The organism is Amazonocrinis nigriterrae CENA67 (genome assembly GCF_016056305.1).
GTDB classification, from domain to species: Bacteria; Cyanobacteriota; Cyanobacteriia; order Cyanobacteriales; family Nostocaceae; genus Amazonocrinis; species Amazonocrinis nigriterrae.
In genome coordinates, this window is sequence record NZ_JAECZC010000111.1 from 56,520 (window position 1) to 77,614 (window position 21,095).

Sequence of the window (21,095 nt, forward strand, 5' to 3'; positions counted from 1 at the left end):
TTTAAGAAATGTAAACCAAATTGTTGATGATTTCTACTACTAATGAAACTACTTTTATCCTAAAATTCAATTTTTTATGTCAATAATTGTAAATAATGCACGAGTAATTACTCCATAATCATTTACTCATATTTTAAATATCTGCTCATGAGATTTTGTGCTGTAGAATCACAAAATATGTCTTGTGAATTACCATCATCATTCCTAAGTAACAAATTTGCAGACGAGAGTGCGATCGCTTGAAATGGGGAGTAGGGAGTAGGGAGTGGGGAGTTGTGTAGTTCAATTAGTTCAAAAGTGCTGTGATAAAAATTGAACAAAACAAAAAACAGTTATTATTTCCCCCTCATCTCCCTCATCTCCCTCATCCCACTCATCCCCCCATCTCGCCATATTCAAATGCGGTAAGCTGAATCCAGTAACACCAAAGTAGCTACGAATATGTTTTGGAAGCACGGATTAGCATTAATTTTGGGGATTATGACATTTTTCCTGGCTTCCCCAGCACTGGCGGTAGACTGGACTCATCCGTTGTCATTTAGTAATGCAGAGTTATCAAGACGCGACTTTTCAGGTCAAAGTTTGCAAGCTGCTGAGTTTTCTAACGCCAACATGGAACTAGCTAACTTTACAAACGCTGACTTGCGAGGAGCCGTGATGAGTGCTTCGGTGATGACACAAGCAAATCTCCACGGAGCTGATTTAACGAATGCAATGGTTGATCAGGTAAACTTGACTAAAGCTGATTTGAGTGATGCCATTTTCAAAGAAGCTCTTTTGCTCCGCGCCATCTTTACCGATGTCAATATCAACGGTGCAGATTTTACTGATGCAATTTTAGACAAAGCGCAAATTAAAGAATTGTGCGCCAAAGCCAGCGGAGTCAATTCTCAAACTGGCGTGGAAACTCGTGATTCTCTAGGATGTTAATGAAACGTGTTGGTATAATTGGTGGCGGACAACTTGCCTGGATGATGGCGGATGCAGCCAAAAAGTTAGGAGTGGAATTAGTTGTACAAACTCCGAGTAAAGATGATCCCGCTGTATCTATTGCCCAGGAAACTGTTTTCGCCCCAGTTGATGATGCTCTGGCTACAGAGATTTTAGCCACTAAATGCGATGTCATCAGCTTTGAAAATGAATTTGTGAATCTGAATGCTTTATCATCTTTAGCACACCAAGGTGTCTGCTTCCGCCCCAGGTTAGAAGCTTTGACACCTATATTAGATAAATATCACCAACGCTGCTATTTACGTGATTTGGGCTTGCCTGTTCCCCATTTTTTCGCTGTTGAACAGGAAAATCTCGCTTCTAAGATAGAATCTCTGGATTTTCCACTGGTCTTGAAAGCCAGGCGGCACGGTTATGACGGTCAAGGAACTTTCATTATCCAGGATTTAGCCACTTTACAAGAAAAGTTAAATTCCAGCAAAAATTTATTTTTAATCGAGGAATTTGTACCTTTTGAGCGGGAATTGGCGATAATTGCGGCGCGTTCTGTCCAAGGTGATGTTGTCACATACCCAGTTGTAGAAACCCAGCAAGAACAACAAGTGTGTCGGCGAGTCATTGCACCAGCGGATATTACGGTAAATCAGGCAGCAGAAATAGCAGCGATCGCTCATACTCTATTAAATAGCCTGGAAGTAGTGGGAGTTTTCGGCATTGAACTATTCCTCACTGGTGATGGTCAAGTCTTGGTCAACGAAATCGCACCTCGTACCCATAATTCTGGACACTTTTCTTTAGATGCTTGCAAAACTTCCCAATTTGAGCAGCATTTGCGTGCTGTTTGTGGTTTGACTTTGGGTGATCCCGCTTTACAATGCGCCAGTGCTGTAATGGTCAACCTATTGGGATATGAAAATTCCTTTAGTGACTACCAAAGCCAGCGCCAAAAATTAGCAGCCATTCCTCAAGCTCATGTCCACTGGTATGGTAAAAGTGAATCACGCCCTGGGCGCAAACTGGGACACGTCACCGTTTTGCTAAATCACCAGAACCGCGATGCAGCGATCGCCACTGCCCACACCGTAGAATCTATCTGGTATTCCAATCAATGAAAGATCAATGAAAGGCAACTCTTAACTGTTCGTTCCCTATTCCCGATTCCCACCCCAAAGGGGTTTGGTTAAATTTGCGAGAAAATTTTGATCTTCAACACACAACCTGTTTTTGAAAGCTATAATGAGTGAGTTGCACTACGACGTTGGTGACTGCCATCAAGTTTTTTGATCTATGTCTTTAAAGAAAAGGGAACCAAACAGTTCTCGTGGCAGTAGACCGGGCATGTACCCGGAAACTTTAAACGAGGCACATCGGTACCCACCTGGTTTAACCAGGTCATAAACTTAGGTAAAACGGCGTCGCGGTGAACTCAAAATTCTCAGCTCCCAAAATCAGCAATAAATTGGGAGCTTTAATTTTAATATTAGGAAAACTTATACAATATTAATTAGTAATTAAAAATTATAAATAATAAATGTAAATTGAGGCAGAATCAGGATTTTGCCGATTTTGCTGAAATAAGTTCAATTTTGATAAACCTGAGAAATGGTACTTACCTGTTTAAGAAAACTAAATCTGTATAACTTGATTCTAAATTAGCGATCGTTCAGAGTTAAGATTACAAAAATAACATGAAATTGTGGTTAAAGCTACAAAAAATTGTCACAACAACAACTAATTAATAGCGTGTTTCCAGCCTCGGTTATCCGATTAGATAATGGTTTAACGTTTATTCATCAAGAAATTTCCACTACCCCTGTAGTTGTCGCTGATGTATGGGTGCGTGCTGGAGCTACCCTTGAGCCAGAACCGTGGTATGGCATGGCTCACTTTTTAGAACACATGATTTTTAAAGGTACAGCAACGCTACCTCCAGGAATGTTTGATCACAAGATTGAAAACAGAGGTGGTGTGAGTAATGCAGCCACAAGCTACGATTATGCTCATTATTCCTTAACTACGGCTGCACCTTACCTACAAGAGACTTTGCCCCACTTGGGCGAACTACTGCTGAATGCCGCAATACCAGACGATGAATTTGCCCGCGAACGGGACGTAGTGCTAGAAGAAATCCGCTCTTGCTATGATGATCCTGATTGGATAGGATTCCAAGCTTTGAACAAAAGCGTTTACCAAACCCATCCTTACGGACGTTCAATACTTGGTAGTGAACAAGAACTCATGCAGCATTCACCAGAAGCAATGCGCTGTTTTCATCGCACTCACTACCAACCAGAAAACATGACAGTAGTGGTTGTGGGAGGAATTGCTCAACAGCCAGCTTGGGAACTGGTAAATAAATCATTTGTGAATTTTCCTGAACGTTCTGCTTGTCCGCTTGCACCAAAAGTGATAGAACCAGCTATCGCCGAAATTCGCCGTCAAGAACTTTATTTACTACGCATAGAGCAAGCGCGGTTATTGATGGCATGGGTTGTACCAGGAGTAGAGCAACTGCGTACTGCTCATGGTTTAGATTTATTGTCGGTGTTATTAGCAGAAGGGCGGACTTCGCGTTTAGTGCGTGATTTACGGGAAGAATTGCAACTAGTACAGGGGATTTGTAGTAATTTTTCTCTACAGAGAGAATCAAGTTTATTTACAATTACCGCTTGGTTGGAGCCAGAAAATTTAGAGAAAGTTGAGTACTTAATTTGCACTCATTTGAATGATTTGCAAACTCAAGGCATAACAGAACAAGAACTTGCTCGTACACGCAGACTTCTGTGTAATGAATATGCTTTTTCTACAGAAACGCCAAATCAGCTGACTGGGCTTTATGGTTACTACAATACCATTGCCCAAGCTGAATTAGCAGTAGCATATCCGCAGCAGATTCAATCATTTAATGCCCAAGAACTGCAACAATTAGCTAAACAGTATCTTTCACCGCATAATTACGCTGTCACCATACTTAAACCCTGTTAATGTCAGTTGTCAGTAGTTAGTTGTCAGTAGCTGTAAAGAACTTACCTTTTGGTCTGCAATTACTCACAGCCAAACAACGCCCTTTGGTTTAGCCAGTTCCATATGGCGAGAAACCCACCTTCAGGATAGGACTCACCATTCACCACAACTTTGGGAACTAAAGCAACAGAATAGACTTTTTGCATAAATAATTTTTTATCTCACGTAAAGGCGCATTCGCCGTCAGGCGTTCCCGCAGGGTAGACACAAAGAAGAAGATAAAAAGAAGGACTTTTGCAATAGGTCTAATAACTCCCTAAAACCTTACTCTCTCACAACTAACAACTAACAACTGACAACTGACAACTAACAACTAACAACTGACCACTGACAACTAATAACTCAAACCGTGAAACCTTCTTTATCTCACTCCTCTATCCATCGCACTGTATTGAACAATGGCATTGTAGTGCTAGTAGCAGAAAATCCGGCTGCGGATATTATTGCAGGGCGGATTTTTATTCGTGCTGGCAGTTGTTACGAAAAACAAGAGCAAGCAGGCTTAGCCTATTTGCTTTCAGCAGTAATGACAAAGGGATGTGATGGACTTTCGAGTTTAGAAATTGCTGAACAAGTGGAGTCTGTGGGGGCTAGTTTAAGTGCAGATACTACCACAGATTACTTTTTGTTGTCGTTGAAGACAGTAACATCAGACTTCCCGGAAATTTTAGCATTGTCAGGGCGAATTTTGCGATCGCCTACATTTCCTGAAGTGCAAGTGGAACTAGAACGGCGTTTGGCACTACAAAATATTCGTTCTCAACAAGAGCAACCGTTTACCGTTGCCTTTGAGCAAATGCGGCAGGTGATGTATCAAAACCATCCCTACGCTATGTCATTGCTGGGTAACGAAGCAACCATGAGCCGCTTAACCCGTGCAGACTTAGTTGCATATCACCAGACTTATTTCCGTCCAGATAACGTAGTCATTAGTATTGCCGGTCGCATTTCCCAACAAGATGCAGTGGCATTGGTAGAACAAGTATTTGGTGATTGGCAAATTCCTACACAACCACTACCTAGTATTAATTTACCTGAAATTCAAGTACAACCACAACACCAACTCAAGCCCATCCAAACGCAGCAATCAATCGTCATGTTGGGTTACTTGGGTTCATCAGTGATTTCTCCTGATTATGCACCGCTAAAGCTACTTTCGACCTACTTAGGTAATGGGCTTTCCAGCCGTTTGTTTGTAGAATTGCGAGAAAAGCGGGGCTTAGCTTATGAAGTTTCTGCATTTTACCCAACACGGCTGTATCCAGGGTCGTTTGTGGTTTATATGGGTACTGCACCAGAAAATACAAGTATAGCCCTGAACGGTCTGCGTACAGAAGTAGAGTTACTCTGTAACACAGAAGTATCAGAAAGTGCCCTGCAAGCGGCTAAGAACAAAATATTGGGACAGTATGCTTTGGGTAAACAAACAAACGGACAAATTGCTCAAATATACGGCTGGTATGAAATTTTAGGCTTGGGAATTGACTTTGATATGAAGTTTCAAGAGTTGATTGCATCCGTGAATGCACAAGATGCCATGACAGCTGCTTGTAGGTATTTGCAGGAACCTTATCTGTCTTTAGTTGGTCAAGAAGAAGCAATTAATAATGCTCTTGATAGTTGATTGATGACTGATGACTGTTGACTGTTGACTATTGGCTATATAATTTATACGCGATCGCGATCGCACCAGCTGTTTTCTAAACGCAAGCGGCTGTAATATTAGCATCAGAAGATTCTGGGAACAAATTCCATGAAAGGCAGCCTCACAGCAAGTATATTGAACTACCTGGGGTCAGGAAAAGCATGTGACTTATTGAGGGCTAATAAGTTTTTTAGCTTACTTGTGTTTTCCTCTACGACTGTGCTTATTGGCTCCTCTGGTATGGTATCAATTGCCGCACAACAAGAAATTGCCCAAGTCAGCGTTCAAAGTAACATCAATCGTCCTGTGCTGCAAGTTGGTAGCCAAGGCGAACGTGTATCGGAACTGCAAGCCGCTTTGAAGCTTTTGGGCTTTTACTCAGAAGCAGTCAATGGTGTCTATAACGAAAATACAGCTAGTGCTGTTTCCCGTTTTAAGCAAGCAGTTGGCTTAAACCCAGATGGCATTGTTGATGCTGAAACTTGGCAAAGACTGTTCCCAAATGGCCCAGCAGCTACACCAGGCGTCTCTGCTGCTAACCCATCAACTAACTCAGCATCTAACTCGACAACCAGTTTCCCTGTTCCCACTCTCCCTAGTACAACTCCAGTTGCAACTCTCAAACCCGAACCCAGACCTGTTATCCGCACAACCACACCTCCAGTTGCAACTACCAAACCCGAACCCAGACCTGTTATCCGCAAACCAACTACAACTCAAAAGCCACAAACAACACCTAAACGCCCTTCATCGCAGAATCGCAGCACATCCAACACCCGCAGCACAACTACAACTACTACCCAAATCCCTGGCGTTCAATACACCACAGAAGGATTGCCGATTTTGCGTCCAGGTATGCGTAATTCGGAAGTCACTAAGTTGCAACAGCGGTTGCAAAGGCTGGGATTTCTCGATGGCGGTATAGATGGAGACTTTGGCCCAGCAACCGAAGAAGCAGTCAAAGCAGCGCAAAAACGCTATGGACTAGAACCTGACGGCGTAGTCGGTGGCGCTACTTGGGAAATTCTCTTGCGGCGATCATCAAGGTAACGGTAGTGTAAGAGGGACTGGGTACTGGTGATTAGGGACTGGGGATTAGGGATTGTGGTAACGTGTGAATTTATGATGATGTTGGTATCTGTTACCCAGTACCCAGTACCCAGCTGTAATTGCCATTAACCATCAATGAATCAGTTGAAGCTTTTTCTTAAGTTTTGAAATTATGAAACACTTTTTATTAACTTGGCTAGGAACTGCGGTGGCTTTACTGATCACTGCTAATATTGTTCCGGGATTCTCTGTGAAAAATTTTGTAGCGGCCCTTGTTGCTGTAGCAGTTATTGGACTAGTTAATGCATTTATTCGCCCAATTTTAAGTATTTTGGCGTTTCCCATTACCTTACTGACTTTTGGCTTATTTACATTTGTCATCAACGCCCTCACCCTTTGGCTAGCAAGCGCCCTCACACCTGGTTATGGGTTTGAAATTAAGGGATTCTTGCCTGCATTTTTGGGGTCAATTGTGTTAACAATTGTTTCTAGCATCATCAGCTATTTTCTGAGAGTAGTTTTGTAATAAAAAATTACTAGATCAACAACAAAGGGTCTATGGCAGTCCTCAATCATTCGTGAGTTTAAGCTTTTTGTTCCTAATTTGATTGTTGAGTAACAGCCAGCGTTACTACTCCAGGTTGCCCTTTTAAACGAAAAATTTGTTTAGGAACTAAAAACATGACTTGGAATTTGGTAGACAATAAGGGCAATTTGGAGCAATCATCTAAATTTGCATGAGAAGCTGCGAGAATAGCTGCTGCTTCTGCTACGCTAGGTGTTCCCACTTGCGTTTCGATAATTGTGGCGGGGTTGGGGACAGAAACAGTGGACAACATTTCTGCTGTAAAGGTTTTTAAAGGCAACCCCCGTAAGCGGCAAAGTTCTACTAGAGCAACCTCTGAGGCTTTAGTGTTAATGGTAGCAAAACCTGCGATCGCACTTTGGTTAAGTTGATTTTCTTGAAACACCTGCTCAATTGCTGTTTCCATCAACTGCAACGAACTACCCCTCTGGCAACCAATTCCCACCCACAAATCTTGTCGCAATCCTAGATGAAATTAACTTTGTCATTTAGCCGTTTACTATGATACCTGAAAACTGATCGTTAGAATACTGTTATCAAAAACTAAAATCTATATATTAAGCATATCTAGCACAGTAGGAAACACCGAGGGGAAGACTAGGTGAAATATTAAAGGTAATTTCCTTCTTCATTTTGGCTTCTTTGGTATCTTGGAAGCAGAAACTTTTTCCCTGTGCTTTCCCTCGGTGCTTCAATTTCTTATATTCTCCGTTGTAGCAAGCTCACAACAGCTACAACGGAGTTTTATTTTATTCACAATTTTTGTCTTTGTGCCTGAGTAGTAAAAAATAAAATAACCACCAAAGACACTAAGACACAAAGAGTTTTCATTTGTTTTAGTGTACTTAATTAATAACTGCTATTTTGATTATAAGTTCACTCTTGTTGATTTTATAGTACTATCATCCCATATGATTTGATATTATCTCAAAATCCAATGAGAACTGATTCAATTTTTTATAAACTATTTAAAACCTTTCCTAGCGCCTTTTTTGAATTAATCAATTTACAACCATCAGAAGCGAATGCATATAGTTTTACCTCAGTAGAATTGAAACAAACAGCATTTCGTATTGATGGGGTATTTCTTCCTGTTGTTAATGCTAGCGATCGCCCAATTTATTTTCCCGAAGTTCAGTTTCAAAAAGATACTGAATTTTACGCTCGTTTGTTTTCACAAATATTTCTTTATTTACGACTTAACACACCGACAAAAGCTTGGCGGGCAGTAGTGATTTTTCCTCACCGCAGCATTGAACCAATAGAAATCGAACCTTATCAAGTTTTGCTTGATAGTCAACTTGTTACGCGATTATATCTGAACGAGTTGGGAAATGAAGCTGAACAATCTTTAGGAGTTGGTATCATCAAATTAGTGGTTGAAAGTGATAAACAGACCCCTGAATATGCAAAAAATCTGATTACTAGGACACGCACAGAACTAGCTAATACAGCCCTCATGCAGCAAGTGCTAGATTTGATAGAGACAATTGTACTCTATAAATTGCCCCGTCTCAGCCGTCAGGAGTTAATCAAAATGTTTGAATTAGATACTTTTGATATCAAAAAAACCAGAATTTATGAGGAACTCAAAGAGGAAATCCTCGATGAAGTCAAACAGCAAGCCCGCGATGAAGTCATACGGGAAGTCCGCAATGAAGCCAGACAGGAACAGACTTTAGAGGTAGTAATGCGTCTGCTGCGACGACGCATTGGTAATGTAGATCAGCAAATACAAGAGAGTATTAGTCAATTATCTGTTGAACAGCTGGAAAATCTCGCTGAGGCGCTATTGGATTTTGCAACACCAACAGATTTATCTACTTGGCTGCAAAACAATTGCAATCAGCCTTGAGTAACCAACTGCCAATTATTGTTGCTGAGAAACTGCTAGAATGGCTATTCTTGCGCCCCAGCATTGATCAGACTTCTAACTATATCTCTGTATCCATTAAATTCCGCAATCATTAAGGCGGTATAACCACCGCGATTTTTTAAATTCATATCTGCCCCAGCTTCAAGCAATATCTGCACAGCCTCACCATACCCCCCAGAGGCAGCCCACATCAATGCTGTTGCCCCGGCTGAGTCTTGAAAATTCACATCTGCTTGCTTTGCCAGCAACAGCTGTATGATTTCTGTGTAGTTGCGTTCGGTTGCTTTAATCAAAACAGTTTTGCCATTTTCTACTAGAGTATTGGCATCAGCACCGTAGTCTAACAACAACTTTACCATCTGGGTTTGTCCCTGCGATACAGCCAGCTTCAAAGGTATTTCACCCTGGTTTTGGCCGTTAATATCGCTTCCATAACGCAGTAATGCCTCAACAATTTGGTTGTGTCCTTGTAATACGGCTACAAACATTGGGGTATCACCCAAATTATTTTTGATTTGTACATTTGCACCCCGGTTGAGTAACACTTGCACTACATCAATATAGCCTTCCACAACAGCCAGGTGGAGGGCTGTTTCACCATCTTTGTCTTGGGCATTAATTTCGGCACTCCGCTCCAGTAAAGCAGCTGCGATCGCACTATGTCCAGCTGCCGCAGCTGCCAACAGCGCAGTTCCCCCATGGCTATTTCTCAAGTTAACGTCAGCCCCAGCTGTCAGTAATGCTTGCACAACCTCCAAATTTCCCAAGTCTACCGCTACCATCAAGGGTGTTTCGCCTTCTTCATCTTGGATATTGACATTTGCACCATTTTGTAAAAGTAATTCTATAACAGCTGTGTGTCCGTGCTTCACAGCCAGTTTCAAAGCAGTGTCATCATCTTGATCCGTGAAATTGACTTTAGCACCAGCCGCTAATAAAACTCGCACCACATCAACATGACCTTTGAGTGCTGCTGCCATTAAAGCTGTGCTGCCATCTTCATTAACAGCATTGACATCAGCACCTCTAGACACTAAAAGCTGTACAATATCAAGCTGATTGGCACTACCAGCCAACATCAAAGCTGTTAATCCATAGCGAATTCTTGGCAAGTTAATATTTGCCCCAGCATCTAGCAGCGATCGCACAATTTCGGTGTAGCCTAAATTGGCAGCAAACATTAAAGCCGTAGTGCCATCGCGATCGCACGCGTCCACCAAAGCACCAGCAGCCAGTAGCGCACCCAGCCGCTTGATATCGCCACTTTTAGCGGCCTTCAGCAGCAAAATATCTTTGTTTTCAGTCATGAAATTCTGCACCAGCAGGTTTTATTCGTCTACTCTCAAAATTTAGTCTGAGATTGTTTAACCACTTTTGCAAGAAGGCTAACTATAAAATAATATTTAGAGTTATGCTAATTTTTATTAAGATTTAAGAATTGGGCGAGAACACAATGGATTCAGTACTATCTCCCTCGGTTAAATATTGGCTGAACTTTTTTCATCCCGTGCTGATGTGGCTGTTATTGGCGATTTCACTTTACGCTGCTTACCTGGGGCTGCAAGTACAGCGTACCAGAAACGCTCAAGGAGAACAAAAGAAAGAACTGATTAAAGGTAGATATAATATTAGGCACTACCAAATAGGCTCTATACTCTTAGCTTTGATGGTGACAGGTGCCGTTGGTGGTATGGCCGTCACTTACATCAATAACGGTAAATTGTTTGTAGGGCCGCACCTGCTTGCAGGGCTTGGTATGACTAGTCTGATTGCATTTTCTGCTGCCTTATCTCCTTACATGCAAAAAGGAGCAAATTGGGCACGTGCAACTCACATTTTATTAAACTTCACGCTGTTAGGACTTTTTGTTTGGCAGGCTTTCAGTGGCGTGCAAATTGTTCAGAGAATTTTGACTCAAGCGTAGTCAGTTGTTAGTTGTCAGTTGTTAGTTGTTAGTTGTTAGTTGCAGGAGTCAGTGATTTATTTTTCTTTGTTACTGACCACTGACCACTGACCACTGACTACTGACCACTGACTTTCGACTCACCGCTTTTTCTTAGAAGCATTAGGAAATGGAATACCCAAAGATTGGTAGAAATCTTCCTGAACTTTGCGTGTGAGGCGGCGAGAGACTTGACGGACAATTTGGTTTAATAAGCGATCGCCTGTAGATTGAATTATAGACTTGGGCAATCGCTGAATAAACCGAGGAAAGTGTAGATGAACCATTAAATCCAGTTCCCATTCAACTCGTGTCACTTCACCGAGATTACTACAAGCATCGTTAACCAAATTTTCTTTTAACTGTAGTGCTGCTCGATAGTCTACATCGTAACCAGGTGGCTGATAGTCAGGAATAGGGATTGTGCGAATGTAGTATACTCCTTGCTCTGGTGGTAACAATTCTAAACCTATTTTCGGTTCAACTTCATAACCAAAAGAGCCAAAACGACCAATTGTCAAAGCATAGCCATTTTTACCCAACGGTTGCACCTTCATCGGTTCAGCGCAACGAGAAAACCATGAAGCGTGAGCATTAAGATACTGAGCAACTGTATCAGCTGGAGCATACATTTCCATACAGTCGCTATAGTGACCATAAAACTTAGTTGGTGACTCTACAGTTGCTTGTTGGGGTGTTTCCTCAGCTTCTGCTAGGCTTGACTCTGCGGGTAAAACAGTGTCTGTTATTTCCAAAGAATGATATTCGCCATTTGTTGAAAGCATCAATGGATTCCCCTATAATTAGGCGTTTGTCTATATTAATAATTCCCAGCTTGTTTGGGTCTTTTACTGTAACATCCCATTTTGACCGAAACCTCAATAATCTGTCATAAACTTTATAAAATCACTAAAATAAAGAACTGAACAATCACATATTAGTTTCCCAGGATGGCGTTTGTCATGAAAGCATTTGTCGCAGGAGCAACAGGTGAAACAGGTCGCCGGATTGTGCAAGAATTGATAGCGCGGAACATCCCAGTTCGTGCTTTGGTGCGGGATACAGAAACAGCTAGAGCTATTTTGCCTCCTGAGGCTGAGTTAGTAGCGGGCGATGTATTGAACTCAGAAAGCCTGACTGCTGCTTTGGGAGACAGCACAGTCTTGCTTTGCGCTACTGGGGCAAAACCTAGCTTTGACCCTACCGGCCCCTATAAAGTAGATTTTGAAGGTACTAAAAATTTAGTGGATGCAGCCAAAGCAAAGGGAATCGAGCATTTTGTCATTGTTTCTTCTTTGTGTACTTCCCAATTGTTCCACCCTTTAAACTTGTTCTGGCTGATTTTGGTTTGGAAGAAGCAAGCCGAGGAGTACATCCAGAAAAGCGGTCTTACCTATACGATTGTGCGACCTGGCGGTTTAAAGAATGAAGATAACACCGATCCTATAGTCATGCAGGGTGCTGATACATTATTCGATGGTAGTATTCCTCGGCAAAAAGTTGCCCAAGTTTGTGTAGAGTCCTTGTTTGAGCCAGCCGCACGCAATAAAATTGTCGAGATTGTTGCCAAACCTGAAGCTACATCAAAAAGCTTTGGCGAGTTATTTGCTAACGTAGCCTAATTAACAAGTTAGGAGTTAGGAGTTAGGAGTTATGAGTTGTAATTCCTCACTCCTCACTATTAACTCCTAACTACAAGCAAAGCGATTTGTGAACTTTGCCGAAATCGGTGTATCAATGATTGTTATTGACTAAGAGAGCAAATTTAAAGGAGTGAGACTCTGAAAGGCTTTGAACTCAAGGGCGTTGAAAAACTGATTGGCCCAATAGCCGCACTTCTCGGCTTCATATGTTTGTTGCAATGGTATATATATGGAGACTTGCGATCGCCTGATGATCCAGTTTTTACAGCCAAACAGCCACCTTTAGTCATGAAAGGCGGTGATCCTTACATTCGCGCTTTGATGCGAACTATTTCAGCCAGCGAGGCAAATAGCAACCGTCCCTATTCTCTCTTGTATGGTGGTCAGCAAGTCAACGACCTCAGCCGCCATCCTGAGATATGCATCACAATTGTCACAGGCCCCAACACAGGAAATTGTTCTACAGCTGCTGGTAGATATCAAATCATCAATACTACTTGGTATCAAATAGCCCGCCGCTATCACCCGCACCCAAGCAGGTTAATGTTTTGGGTTTCTTATAGTTTTGAACCAGAATATCAAGACTTGGTAGTTTACCGTTGGTTGAATGATTCGCAAGTTTGGAAAACTGATATTTCTCAACAGCTGCGTCAGGGACAGTTAAATGATGTTTTGCGGCGACTATCTCCCACATGGACAAGTTTAGGATATGGCATAGAAACTAATTCTATGACTAGCTCTTTGCCTAAGATTTATCAGACCATGTTGCAAGAGGAATTAAACCAAAATAACCAACCACCATCACTAAATTTAGCGCCAAGCTCAAGCACTCAAAGCAAACCAGTAGAAAAAAAGTTTCAAGTTCAGTGATTTATCATAAATCTACTTAATGCCTAAAAAAATATCGCACATTTTGCACAAATGCTGTGGTATTTTCAAAGTGAATATTATGTCCAGCATTTTTAATTAATTTAAACTGAGCAAACTTACATACTTGAGTCATTTCCGTATTTATATTGATAAATTTATCATCATACTCACCAGCTAGTAATAGCAAAGGCTTAGTATTTTTATTAAGCATTTCCCATAAAGATGGTTGACATCCAGTACCCATAAATTTCAGTGATTTAGCTAATTCAATTGGATGATTCTGTAACCTGTTTTTTACCATCATTTCAAATCTAGGATGAGTTTTTATATCACCAAAAATCGGCTGATTGTACCAATTAGATAGAAAAGTTGCAAAATCACTCTTATTTACACTTCTTGCTAATTTATTAGCTATTTGATTATCGCATTTAACTCGTTCTAATCGTTCTGTTTCCGTTGCCAAACCTGGAGAGGCTGATTCTAATACAAGTTTATAAAAACGTTCTGGAAAATGTAAGGTGAGGTATAAAGCTAATCTGCCACCCATTGAATAACCAACTAAAAAGCATTGAGAAATGTTCAAATTATCTAGTAAGTTGATTAAGCCATAGGCAGTATTTTTCATTGTATAGTAATCCTCCCCACCTAAAACTTGAGTTTTTCCATGTCCGGGAAGGTCAAGTATTAGATAAGAGAATTCATTACCTAGTAATTCTATAGCTTCATCAAATTCATCAATATTACCCATGAAGCCATGTAAGAACAAAATCAATGGTTTTTCTAAATTGCCAATTACAGAATAGTGAAATTGATAATTTTCTAAAACCATATCCTTAGCTTATAATCACTTCGATTTACTCATCAAATGAAGTTAGCTTGGAATTATATTTTCCAGACGCAACAACCATTGGTTAAAATGCTGACATTCTTGACGTATTTTACTCAAACCAATCTCAAGCGCCAGCAAGGAACCATGTAATACTTTATCGTAGCCATTGCAACAATTACGAATTCGTTTTGATGGCGCTGTTAGTGGATTATTATTAATATGCTCAGGAGAAGCAAAGGCTTACGGTCGGCTTGCAAAATACTGACTACACTTTCATCAAACCACTGGGCAAACACTTGTGGCTGACTGTACAGCAGCCCTTCAAATTCATGTACGAGCAAGTTCGGGATAAAATTGTTGTGAGCAATATCCTTGCCCATTTCCTGTTCCAAATATTCAGCCTTCTTGAATGGGTCGCTAGTTTTCGGTATGGAATCGCATCCAGGGAAATCATTAGGCAAGGCATACATATCAAACATGGTAGTGACGATCGCCGTTTTGTCTTCTAGACATTTACGATTTAATTGCAGCTTAATTTTGGCATAAATCATCACTCCACCCTTACCAGTGGAACTAGTTTTTACAAGAATAAGATTGAGGTAAATATTTTTCTCTAGAAAATAATTGTACAGCAGTTCTCTAACGAAAGTTTCTTCAGTTTGCCCTTCCACGAAAACATTGACCCTGATCATCGTGCCGGTCTTCCGCCTAAGAGGTTCTTTTGCCAAAGCTCGCCCAAGCTATAATCCAATAGCCATTCTTCCAACTCATGCTGATTCAACTTGTGAAGGTAAGAACTTCCTTCATCGCGGTCTACAATAATCACATCATTTGCTTCAAATTCGTTAAGCAATTCAACGGACTGAGTAGAAACAATCACTTGTTTAGAGACAGTACGGATTAACGAAGCCAGTACCTTAATAGCGTAAGGGTGAAGTCCCAGTTCTGGCTCATCAACGATAATTGTTTCTGTTTGGAGATCTTCAGGTTGCAGAAAAACCGTTGCTAGACATATAAAGCGCAGCGTGCCATCTGAAAGCAAGTGTGCCTTAAACGGAATATCCTGACCCCGCTCGAACCATTCCAACTCAATAACCTCCTTGTTCTGTGGAGCAGGACGCAGGTTAAAATCCCCAAAAAACGGAGCAATCAGTCGAATAGTTTTGACGATTCTTTGATATGACGCTGGGTAGCTGTTACGCAATAGATACAGGAAGGATGCAAGGTTACGTGCATCAGGACGCAGATAAGCATTGTCATTGATACCCTGCGGCTGTTTGATGTAGGCGCTGTCACTTGTGTCATGGAAATGGTAAACTCGCCACTGTTGCATGGCAGGCAAAACGTATTCATCAATTCCCGTTCTTGTGCCGATGAAAGCCTTTGTCTCGAAATGACCCCTACCGATTTCACGTTCACCACCCATGTTCCACCAGAACGATTCCCTAGCGAACATCAAGCGATTATCCTGGGTCGGTTCAAGGGTAGCGAAGTATCCATTATTGCCGAAGTATAATTCAAACTCTAATTGTTCCGTTGTTTTCCGCCCAAAATGTAATAACGCATCAGGACTTCCTTGGCGACTCACAAAAACTTGTAGGTTCTTCTCTAACAACTGCCCAACCATGCGGAAGAAGCCGATAAAATTGGATTTACCCGCCCCATTAGCACTGATTAAAATGTTCACTCTGGAGAGTTTAAGGTCACAATTGGCGATAGACTTGAAGCCTTTTAAAACTATTCTCGACAGTTGTTTATCACGGTTTATCTCCGTCATAGAACAGTCTCCCAATATAAAGACTTTTTATCTACTGGTTTCATTCTGTTTCAATTTTCTAGCTTTCAGGGCAAAAACCGATCTAAAGCTGCTTTTAATTGTTCAATTTCAACTTCCATGTTGCCCTCTTTGGCAGCTCTAGCAATACACTCTGTTAAATGTTCATCAAGAACGATTCTCGCTACCCGATCTAATGCACCCCGCACAGCAGCAATTTGCAATAAAACATCAGGGCAAGGGCTATTTTGTTGCACCATTGTCTTAATACCACGAATGTGTCCTTCTATACGTGACAGCCGATTGACAATTCGCCGTAAAGACTCTTCACTATGGATGTGAGGATGCACCGATTCTTCATGCCCATGAGTATGGTCTGTATGCGCGTGGCTTAAATCTTGATTATGGGAGTGTTCTGTTTGCTCAGATACAGGCAAGGATTCGTTGGCTAGTCGGTTTGATCCATTCATGGGTTATGAAAGCACTGGTAGTACTAAAATCCTAGCCTAGAGAGCAATAATTTATTTAACTGAGTGGGCAATGGAGAATGGGGAATGGTGAATGGGGCATTGGGCATTGTTATTAGTTATTTCTCCCTCATCTCTCTCATCCCCAGTCCCCAGGGAATGGGTGAAAGCCGAACCTACAAAGGGTAAATGTCCATAATAGCTATGGCGCTAAATATGTAAATAATTTTAATTACAGGTGGTTTACACACTGCCCGAAATTCAATATTGGAGGAATCAGGCGAAACCTAAAGCTCAGAGCAAATGTTAAGACGCTGGATTTATATCCAACCTGTAAAAATAGCTGTAGATAGATTTCTTAACTGAAGGATGAAGAATGAAGTATAAAATATCAACATTTAGCCTTTAGCCTATTCCGTGGGAAGCTACTCAAAGGGCATCTACATCCTTTGTTTTGTCACGACTAACTAACAATTAAACTTCTAAATTAGGTTGTGATTATGCGATTTTACAAACTACCTCGCTCCATACGTCAACTTAGTACTCATGTGTTAGCGATCGCTTTAGGTGTTGTGTTAACTGTCACTTCGTTACGAGTATTGCCCTCACAAGCAGAACCTGCACCGAATACTGCGACTAACCCAGATACCCTAGAAATAATCGCCCAACGACCATCTCCTGCAACTGGTGCGATCGGCAGCACTAGTTTTGTCACAGCAGCTGTAAATCTTGTCGGGCCAGCAGTTGTACGGATTGACACAGAACGGACAATTACCCGTAGAGTAGATCCATTTATGGAAGATCCTTTTTTCCGTAGATTTTTTGGTGACAGTCTACCCCAACAGATTCCTTCTGAACAGTTGCGGGGTCTTGGTTCTGGTTTCATCATTGACAAAAGCGGGTTAATTTTAACTAATGCCCATGTGGTAGATAAAGCTGATAAGGTGACAGTCCGCCTCAAAGATAGTCGTACCTTTGAAGGAAAAGTTCAAGGTATTGATGAAGTCACAGATTTAGCGGTAGTGAAAATTAACGCTGGTGGCGATTTACCAGTCGCATCGTTAGGTTCTTCCAATAATGTACAGGTGGGAGACTGGGCGATCGCAGTAGGTAATCCTTTAGGATTTGATAACACTGTTACTTTAGGAATTGTCAGCACCCTCAAACGTTCCAGCGCTCAAGTTGGTATCACTGACAAACGCTTGGATTTTATTCAAACCGATGCAGCTATTAACCCTGGTAACTCTGGTGGGCCGCTATTAAATGAACGGGGTGAAGTGATTGGGATTAACACAGCCATTCGTGCTGATGCTATGGGTATTGGCTTTGCGATTCCCATTGATAAAGCCAAAGTGATCGCATCTCAGTTACAGCGTAACGGCAAAGTTGCCCACCCCTATTTAGGTGTGCAAATGGTAACTTTAACACCTCAATTAGCAAAGCAGAACAACACTGATCCCAACTCTTCTATCGAAATACCAGAAGTTAACGGCGTTTTGGTGATGCGAGTTATACCCAATTCCCCAGCTGCTAGTGCTGGTATCCGGCGGGGAGATGTCATTGTCCAAATTGATGGTAGACCAATCACCAGCGCCGAACAGTTACAGAATGTTGTAGAAGATAGCCGCCTTGGTCAAGTGTTGCAGGTGAAAGTGCAACGAGGTAATCAAACACAGCAGCTATCAGTACGTACCGCTGAATTGCAAAATGCTTCTTAGATGGCTGATAGCTGATGGCTGATGACTGTAAATAGTCAATCTGGTCTGTATTGTTTGTGGATTTTCAGAGCATAGGACAGTGTACCGTTGGTTGCACTGTCCTATCTTTTACTATTATTTCTGGCTCCTGGCTGATTTATTCTGACGTGAGTTCGACAGATTTTAAAGATCCCTCTCCAAACCTCTCCCCTGAAAGGAGGAGCCACTGCGTTGGGGAGCCACCGCCGGGGTGAGGCAGTGCGTTGGGCGGCTTTGCCGACAGCCGCGCAACTGCCGAAAGGGTTTCCCGACTTGATGCGTCTGGCGTCCGGCTTTGCCGACAGCCGCGCATGTAGCGTCAGAGGCTTCAAAACCTTAATTTTTCATGCTTGATCAAGAATTTCAAAGCCCCTCTCCGCGTCGGAGAGGGGTTGGGGAGAGGTTCATCGAACTCACGTTATTCTGGTTATAGTTTTACTAGCCCACGAAAAATTTTTTAGGTTTTTGCATAAATTCTGAATTTATCCTCGATAGGTATCTTGAGGATGAAACTAGCTTAGCTCTGGTTAAATCTAGGGCTAAGCTTAGCCTAAAATCCTGTCACAGGATTAATTTTTTGTAGTGATTTTCAATTGTTATCTAGCGTTAAATTTATCAAGCCTATTAATTTTATGAGTACTATGGCATCAGTAAAAGTCGAATTCATGAATGTTCAGTCTCAAACTGCTGAGGAGACATTAGGTGTTGATGAGTTTTACCTAGTTGGTTCGTTGATATCTCGTCGGTGCATTGGTAGAAGACCGAAACACAAAGACAATTTTGACAACTGCGATATGAATTAGATGCTGTCTGTTAGGAAATTCTGCTCACTTATTCCCATTCACCATACTCAATTCCCTATTCCCAAAAACTCCACTCTCAAAGATGGAGTTTTTTTATTGTAAGTATCGTGTTTACAGCTACAGTTCTGTCCTAGAAATGTGAGTAACAATGATTCTAAATAACTCGAAATGCAGCCCTTGCTGTAGATGATCCTGCTGTTTCATGAAACCCCGAATCATTGTTTGTGGCTTAGGACGTACTGGATATAAAATCTTTCGTTTGTTGAGACAGCAGGGAGCGTTAGTTGTTGGCATTCATCACCAACCTATCCCTGGCGAAACAGCAAAAGATGTGATTGTTGGTGATTTACATGCAGCTGCTACACTGACAGCAGCGTCAATTCAGGAGGCAGACACTTTAGTGATTGCTAGCTGTGATGATGCTGTAAATTTATCGATTATGATGCAAGCGCGGGTGCTAAATCCCCAAATTCGGATTATTAACCGTCTCTATAATACGAATTTGAGCGATCGCTTGGATCAAACTTTGCCTGACCATTTAAGTATGAGTGTTGTAGGTTTAGCAGCACCAGTATTTACATTTGTGGCCCTGGGAAACCAAGCCATTGGGCAAATCAAGTTATTTCAGCAGACTTGGCCTATCAAAGAAGAATATATACATGAAAACCACCCTTGGCTAGGTCGTAAGCTGAGTGATTTGTGGGATGACACTTCGCAGATGATGATTTATTACTTACCTGTGCAAGGTGAGATAGATTTAATCTCTGCCGTGCTGTCTGGAGAAGAGTTAAAATTAGGCGATCGCTTAGTCATTGCTACTCAACCTCGCATCCGTCCTCCCCGCCGTTCACTGGTGAGAAAACTGCTGAAAGTTCTTACCAGCCTGAGCAAGTTTCAACAACATGCTCAATCGGTGGTGTCGATGGCAATTGTATTACTGGCAATCATTTTGCTGTCTACACTCACCTATACTGCTACTAAGTTAAACATTTCTTTTATCGATGCCTTATATTTTGCTGTAGGTATGATCACCGGAGCCGGCGGTAATGACAAAGTAGTAGAAAATGCTCCCGACAGTATTAAATTATTTACTATTGTGATCATGCTGATTGGGGCAGCAGTGATTGGTATTTGGTACGCCATGCTTACCGATTTTGTCTTAGGCAGTCGCTTCAAACAATTTTGGGACGCAGCACGCATTCCGCAGCGAAATCATTACATCGTCTGTGGCTTGAGTGGCATCGGCATCACAATTATCCAACAACTCCATGCCAGCGGACATGAAATAGTAGTAATTGAAACAGACTCTAATAACAGATTTGTCAACTCCACCAGAGGATTGGGTATTCCAGTAATTCAAGGTGATGCCAGTTTCCGCACAATACTCAAAGCCAGCAATATCAACTCAGCTGCTGCGGTGCTTGCTGTCACCAACAACGATGCTACTAACTTAGAGATTGCCTTGAAGGCTAAAGGCTTAACACCAAGTATTCCGGTGATTGTGCATTATGCCGACCCTGATTTTGCTAGAATGGCTCAACAGTTATTTGATTTCGAGGCTGTACTCAGTCCTGCTGAACTTGCAGCACCAGCTTTCGCCGCTGCTGCACTTGGAGGCAAAATCCTCGGCAATGGCATTACAGCGGATAATCTGTGGGTAGCTTTTGCGACAGAAATTACACCATTACATCCCTTCTGCGGCCACTGGGTGAAAGATGTAGCTATATTGGCTGAATGTGTGCCTTTATACTTAGAAAATAATTACAAAACCTTTCATGGCTGGGAATTGCTAGAAACTATCCTCAGCGATGGCGATATTTTATACTTAACTATGTCTGCAACCAAATTATATCAATTGTGGCACGACGAGCGATCGCAGGCGATCGTTAGTTGACGAAA

The 21,095-nt window shown here is 41.7% G+C and carries 22 protein-coding genes and 1 other RNA gene; 14 read left to right on the top strand and 9 right to left on the bottom strand.

The window, feature by feature from the left end; genetic code table 11:
• Positions 1 to 441: 441 nt before the first annotated feature.
• The 4 genes from I8748_RS33845 to I8748_RS33860 all read left to right on the top strand — a co-directional run bounded on the left by I8748_RS33845 (position 442) and on the right by I8748_RS33860 (position 3,936).
• Positions 442 to 930 (top strand): pentapeptide repeat-containing protein, encoded by a 489-nt coding sequence (locus I8748_RS33845; RefSeq protein ID WP_198128854.1) that lies wholly within the window; start codon positions 442 to 444, stop codon positions 928 to 930.
• Positions 930 to 2,063 carry a 5-(carboxyamino)imidazole ribonucleotide synthase gene (locus tag I8748_RS33850; protein WP_198128855.1) on the top strand — a complete coding sequence of 378 codons (1,134 nt, stop codon included), beginning with the start codon at positions 930 to 932 and terminating at the stop codon, positions 2,061 to 2,063. Before I8748_RS33845 ends, I8748_RS33850 begins: the two co-directional genes overlap by 1 nt.
• Before the next feature lie 132 nt (positions 2,064 to 2,195).
• A non-coding RNA gene (gene ssrS, locus I8748_RS33855) (6S RNA) lies at positions 2,196 to 2,379 on the top strand.
• A gap of 315 nt (positions 2,380 to 2,694) precedes the next feature.
• On the top strand, positions 2,695 to 3,936 hold the full coding sequence (locus I8748_RS33860) for a M16 family metallopeptidase (RefSeq protein WP_198128927.1): 1,242 nt from the start codon (positions 2,695 to 2,697) through the stop codon (positions 3,934 to 3,936).
• Positions 3,937 to 3,995: 59 nt separating this feature from the next.
• On the opposite strand, the gene I8748_RS35935 is transcribed toward I8748_RS33860, so the two are convergent.
• Positions 3,996 to 4,121 carry a hypothetical protein gene (locus tag I8748_RS35935; protein ID WP_263977122.1) on the bottom strand — a complete coding sequence of 42 codons (126 nt, stop codon included), beginning with the start codon at positions 4,119 to 4,121 and terminating at the stop codon, positions 3,996 to 3,998.
• Positions 4,122 to 4,312: 191 nt separating this feature from the next.
• Between I8748_RS35935 and I8748_RS33865 the strand changes: the two genes are divergently transcribed.
• The 3 genes from I8748_RS33865 (at position 4,313) to I8748_RS33875 (ending at position 7,196) form a co-directional block, all read left to right on the top strand.
• A complete protein-coding gene (locus I8748_RS33865; protein WP_198128928.1) occupies positions 4,313 to 5,599 on the top strand; it encodes a M16 family metallopeptidase in 1,287 nt (428 codons plus the stop codon).
• 129 nt (positions 5,600 to 5,728) lie between these two features.
• Positions 5,729 to 6,670 (top strand): peptidoglycan-binding domain-containing protein, encoded by a 942-nt coding sequence (locus I8748_RS33870; RefSeq protein ID WP_198128856.1) that lies wholly within the window; start codon positions 5,729 to 5,731, stop codon positions 6,668 to 6,670.
• A 172-nt stretch (positions 6,671 to 6,842) separates the two neighbouring features.
• Positions 6,843 to 7,196, top strand: coding sequence for a phage holin family protein (locus I8748_RS33875; protein WP_198128857.1), 354 nt, complete (start codon positions 6,843 to 6,845; stop codon positions 7,194 to 7,196).
• A 73-nt stretch (positions 7,197 to 7,269) separates the two neighbouring features.
• Here I8748_RS33875 and I8748_RS33880 read toward each other — a convergent pair whose 3' ends face one another.
• On the bottom strand, positions 7,270 to 7,662 hold the full coding sequence (locus I8748_RS33880; RefSeq protein ID WP_404800396.1) for a cobalamin biosynthesis protein: 393 nt from the start codon (positions 7,660 to 7,662) through the stop codon (positions 7,270 to 7,272).
• A gap of 531 nt (positions 7,663 to 8,193) precedes the next feature.
• On the opposite strand from I8748_RS33880, the gene I8748_RS33885 reads away from it, so the two are divergent.
• On the top strand, positions 8,194 to 9,111 hold the full coding sequence (locus tag I8748_RS33885) for an Rpn family recombination-promoting nuclease/putative transposase (protein ID WP_198128859.1): 918 nt from the start codon (positions 8,194 to 8,196) through the stop codon (positions 9,109 to 9,111).
• A gap of 44 nt (positions 9,112 to 9,155) precedes the next feature.
• Here the strand turns inward: I8748_RS33885 and I8748_RS33890 are convergent, their stop codons facing one another.
• Positions 9,156 to 10,439: an ankyrin repeat domain-containing protein gene (locus I8748_RS33890; RefSeq protein WP_198128860.1), complete on the bottom strand. Its 1,284-nt coding sequence runs from the start codon at positions 10,437 to 10,439 to the stop codon at positions 9,156 to 9,158.
• Positions 10,440 to 10,585: 146 nt separating this feature from the next.
• Between I8748_RS33890 and I8748_RS33895 the strand changes: the two genes are divergently transcribed.
• Positions 10,586 to 11,056 (top strand): DUF4079 domain-containing protein, encoded by a 471-nt coding sequence (locus I8748_RS33895; protein ID WP_198128861.1) that lies wholly within the window; start codon positions 10,586 to 10,588, stop codon positions 11,054 to 11,056.
• 119 nt (positions 11,057 to 11,175) lie between these two features.
• Here the strand turns inward: I8748_RS33895 and I8748_RS33900 are convergent, their stop codons facing one another.
• Positions 11,176 to 11,859 carry a DUF1997 domain-containing protein gene (locus I8748_RS33900; RefSeq protein WP_198128862.1) on the bottom strand — a complete coding sequence of 228 codons (684 nt, stop codon included), beginning with the start codon at positions 11,857 to 11,859 and terminating at the stop codon, positions 11,176 to 11,178.
• Between the two features lie 177 nt (positions 11,860 to 12,036).
• Between I8748_RS33900 and I8748_RS33905 the strand changes: the two genes are divergently transcribed.
• Entirely contained in the window at positions 12,037 to 12,696 is a 660-nt protein-coding gene (locus I8748_RS33905) for an SDR family oxidoreductase (RefSeq protein WP_198128863.1), read from the top strand.
• A gap of 225 nt (positions 12,697 to 12,921) precedes the next feature.
• Positions 12,922 to 13,587, top strand: coding sequence for a glycoside hydrolase family 24 protein (locus tag I8748_RS33910; RefSeq protein ID WP_318781322.1), 666 nt, complete (start codon positions 12,922 to 12,924; stop codon positions 13,585 to 13,587).
• Between the two features lie 16 nt (positions 13,588 to 13,603).
• Here I8748_RS33910 and menH read toward each other — a convergent pair whose 3' ends face one another.
• From menH to I8748_RS33930, 5 genes are all read right to left on the bottom strand, one after another.
• A complete protein-coding gene (gene menH, locus I8748_RS33915; RefSeq protein ID WP_198128864.1) occupies positions 13,604 to 14,416 on the bottom strand; it encodes a 2-succinyl-6-hydroxy-2,4-cyclohexadiene-1-carboxylate synthase in 813 nt (270 codons plus the stop codon).
• A gap of 42 nt (positions 14,417 to 14,458) precedes the next feature.
• Positions 14,459 to 14,635 (bottom strand): DUF4276 family protein, encoded by a 177-nt coding sequence (locus I8748_RS35940; protein ID WP_318781323.1) that lies wholly within the window; start codon positions 14,633 to 14,635, stop codon positions 14,459 to 14,461.
• Positions 14,617 to 15,108: a DUF4276 family protein gene (locus tag I8748_RS33920; protein WP_263977123.1), complete on the bottom strand. Its 492-nt coding sequence runs from the start codon at positions 15,106 to 15,108 to the stop codon at positions 14,617 to 14,619. Before I8748_RS33920 ends, I8748_RS35940 begins: the two co-directional genes overlap by 19 nt.
• Positions 15,105 to 16,103: an AAA family ATPase gene (locus tag I8748_RS33925; RefSeq protein WP_318781320.1), complete on the bottom strand. Its 999-nt coding sequence runs from the start codon at positions 16,101 to 16,103 to the stop codon at positions 15,105 to 15,107. Before I8748_RS33925 ends, I8748_RS33920 begins: the two co-directional genes overlap by 4 nt.
• 155 nt (positions 16,104 to 16,258) lie before the next feature.
• Entirely contained in the window at positions 16,259 to 16,660 is a 402-nt protein-coding gene (locus tag I8748_RS33930; protein ID WP_198128866.1) for a metal-sensing transcriptional repressor, read from the bottom strand.
• 497 nt (positions 16,661 to 17,157) lie between these two features.
• Between I8748_RS33930 and I8748_RS33935 the strand changes: the two genes are divergently transcribed.
• The 3 genes from I8748_RS33935 to I8748_RS33945 all read left to right on the top strand — a co-directional run bounded on the left by I8748_RS33935 (position 17,158) and on the right by I8748_RS33945 (position 21,090).
• A complete protein-coding gene (locus I8748_RS33935; protein WP_198128867.1) occupies positions 17,158 to 18,375 on the top strand; it encodes an HhoA/HhoB/HtrA family serine endopeptidase in 1,218 nt (405 codons plus the stop codon).
• A gap of 683 nt (positions 18,376 to 19,058) precedes the next feature.
• On the top strand, positions 19,059 to 19,196 hold the full coding sequence (locus I8748_RS33940) for a hypothetical protein (RefSeq protein ID WP_198128868.1): 138 nt from the start codon (positions 19,059 to 19,061) through the stop codon (positions 19,194 to 19,196).
• A gap of 202 nt (positions 19,197 to 19,398) precedes the next feature.
• Positions 19,399 to 21,090, top strand: a complete 1,692-nt coding sequence (locus tag I8748_RS33945) for an NAD-binding protein (RefSeq protein WP_198128869.1) — start codon at positions 19,399 to 19,401, stop codon at positions 21,088 to 21,090.
• Positions 21,091 to 21,095 lie beyond the last annotated feature (5 nt).

What these genes read in the sequence shown, in the direction of transcription:
- I8748_RS33945 (WP_198128869.1), top strand. Translation starts at nt 19,399, where the DNA reads ATGAAACCCCGAATCATTGTTTGTGGCTTAGGACGTACTGGATATAAA.
- I8748_RS33885 (WP_198128859.1), top strand. Translation starts at nt 8,194, where the DNA reads ATGAGAACTGATTCAATTTTTTATAAACTATTTAAAACCTTTCCTAGC.
- I8748_RS33845 (WP_198128854.1), top strand. Translation starts at nt 442, where the DNA reads ATGTTTTGGAAGCACGGATTAGCATTAATTTTGGGGATTATGACATTT.
- I8748_RS33880 (WP_404800396.1), bottom strand. Translation starts at nt 7,662, where the DNA reads ATGGAAACAGCAATTGAGCAGGTGTTTCAAGAAAATCAACTTAACCAA.
- I8748_RS33935 (WP_198128867.1), top strand. Translation starts at nt 17,158, where the DNA reads ATGCGATTTTACAAACTACCTCGCTCCATACGTCAACTTAGTACTCAT.
- I8748_RS33850 (WP_198128855.1), top strand. Translation starts at nt 930, where the DNA reads ATGAAACGTGTTGGTATAATTGGTGGCGGACAACTTGCCTGGATGATG.
- I8748_RS33900 (WP_198128862.1), bottom strand. Translation starts at nt 11,859, where the DNA reads ATGCTTTCAACAAATGGCGAATATCATTCTTTGGAAATAACAGACACT.
- I8748_RS33870 (WP_198128856.1), top strand. Translation starts at nt 5,729, where the DNA reads ATGAAAGGCAGCCTCACAGCAAGTATATTGAACTACCTGGGGTCAGGA.
- I8748_RS33875 (WP_198128857.1), top strand. Translation starts at nt 6,843, where the DNA reads ATGAAACACTTTTTATTAACTTGGCTAGGAACTGCGGTGGCTTTACTG.
- I8748_RS33940 (WP_198128868.1), top strand. Translation starts at nt 19,059, where the DNA reads ATGAATGTTCAGTCTCAAACTGCTGAGGAGACATTAGGTGTTGATGAG.
- I8748_RS33920 (WP_263977123.1), bottom strand. Translation starts at nt 15,108, where the DNA reads ATGATCAGGGTCAATGTTTTCGTGGAAGGGCAAACTGAAGAAACTTTC.
- I8748_RS33895 (WP_198128861.1), top strand. Translation starts at nt 10,586, where the DNA reads ATGGATTCAGTACTATCTCCCTCGGTTAAATATTGGCTGAACTTTTTT.
- I8748_RS33930 (WP_198128866.1), bottom strand. Translation starts at nt 16,660, where the DNA reads ATGAATGGATCAAACCGACTAGCCAACGAATCCTTGCCTGTATCTGAG.
- menH (WP_198128864.1), bottom strand. Translation starts at nt 14,416, where the DNA reads ATGGTTTTAGAAAATTATCAATTTCACTATTCTGTAATTGGCAATTTA.
- I8748_RS35935 (WP_263977122.1), bottom strand. Translation starts at nt 4,121, where the DNA reads ATGCAAAAAGTCTATTCTGTTGCTTTAGTTCCCAAAGTTGTGGTGAAT.
- I8748_RS33905 (WP_198128863.1), top strand. Translation starts at nt 12,037, where the DNA reads ATGAAAGCATTTGTCGCAGGAGCAACAGGTGAAACAGGTCGCCGGATT.
- I8748_RS33890 (WP_198128860.1), bottom strand. Translation starts at nt 10,439, where the DNA reads ATGACTGAAAACAAAGATATTTTGCTGCTGAAGGCCGCTAAAAGTGGC.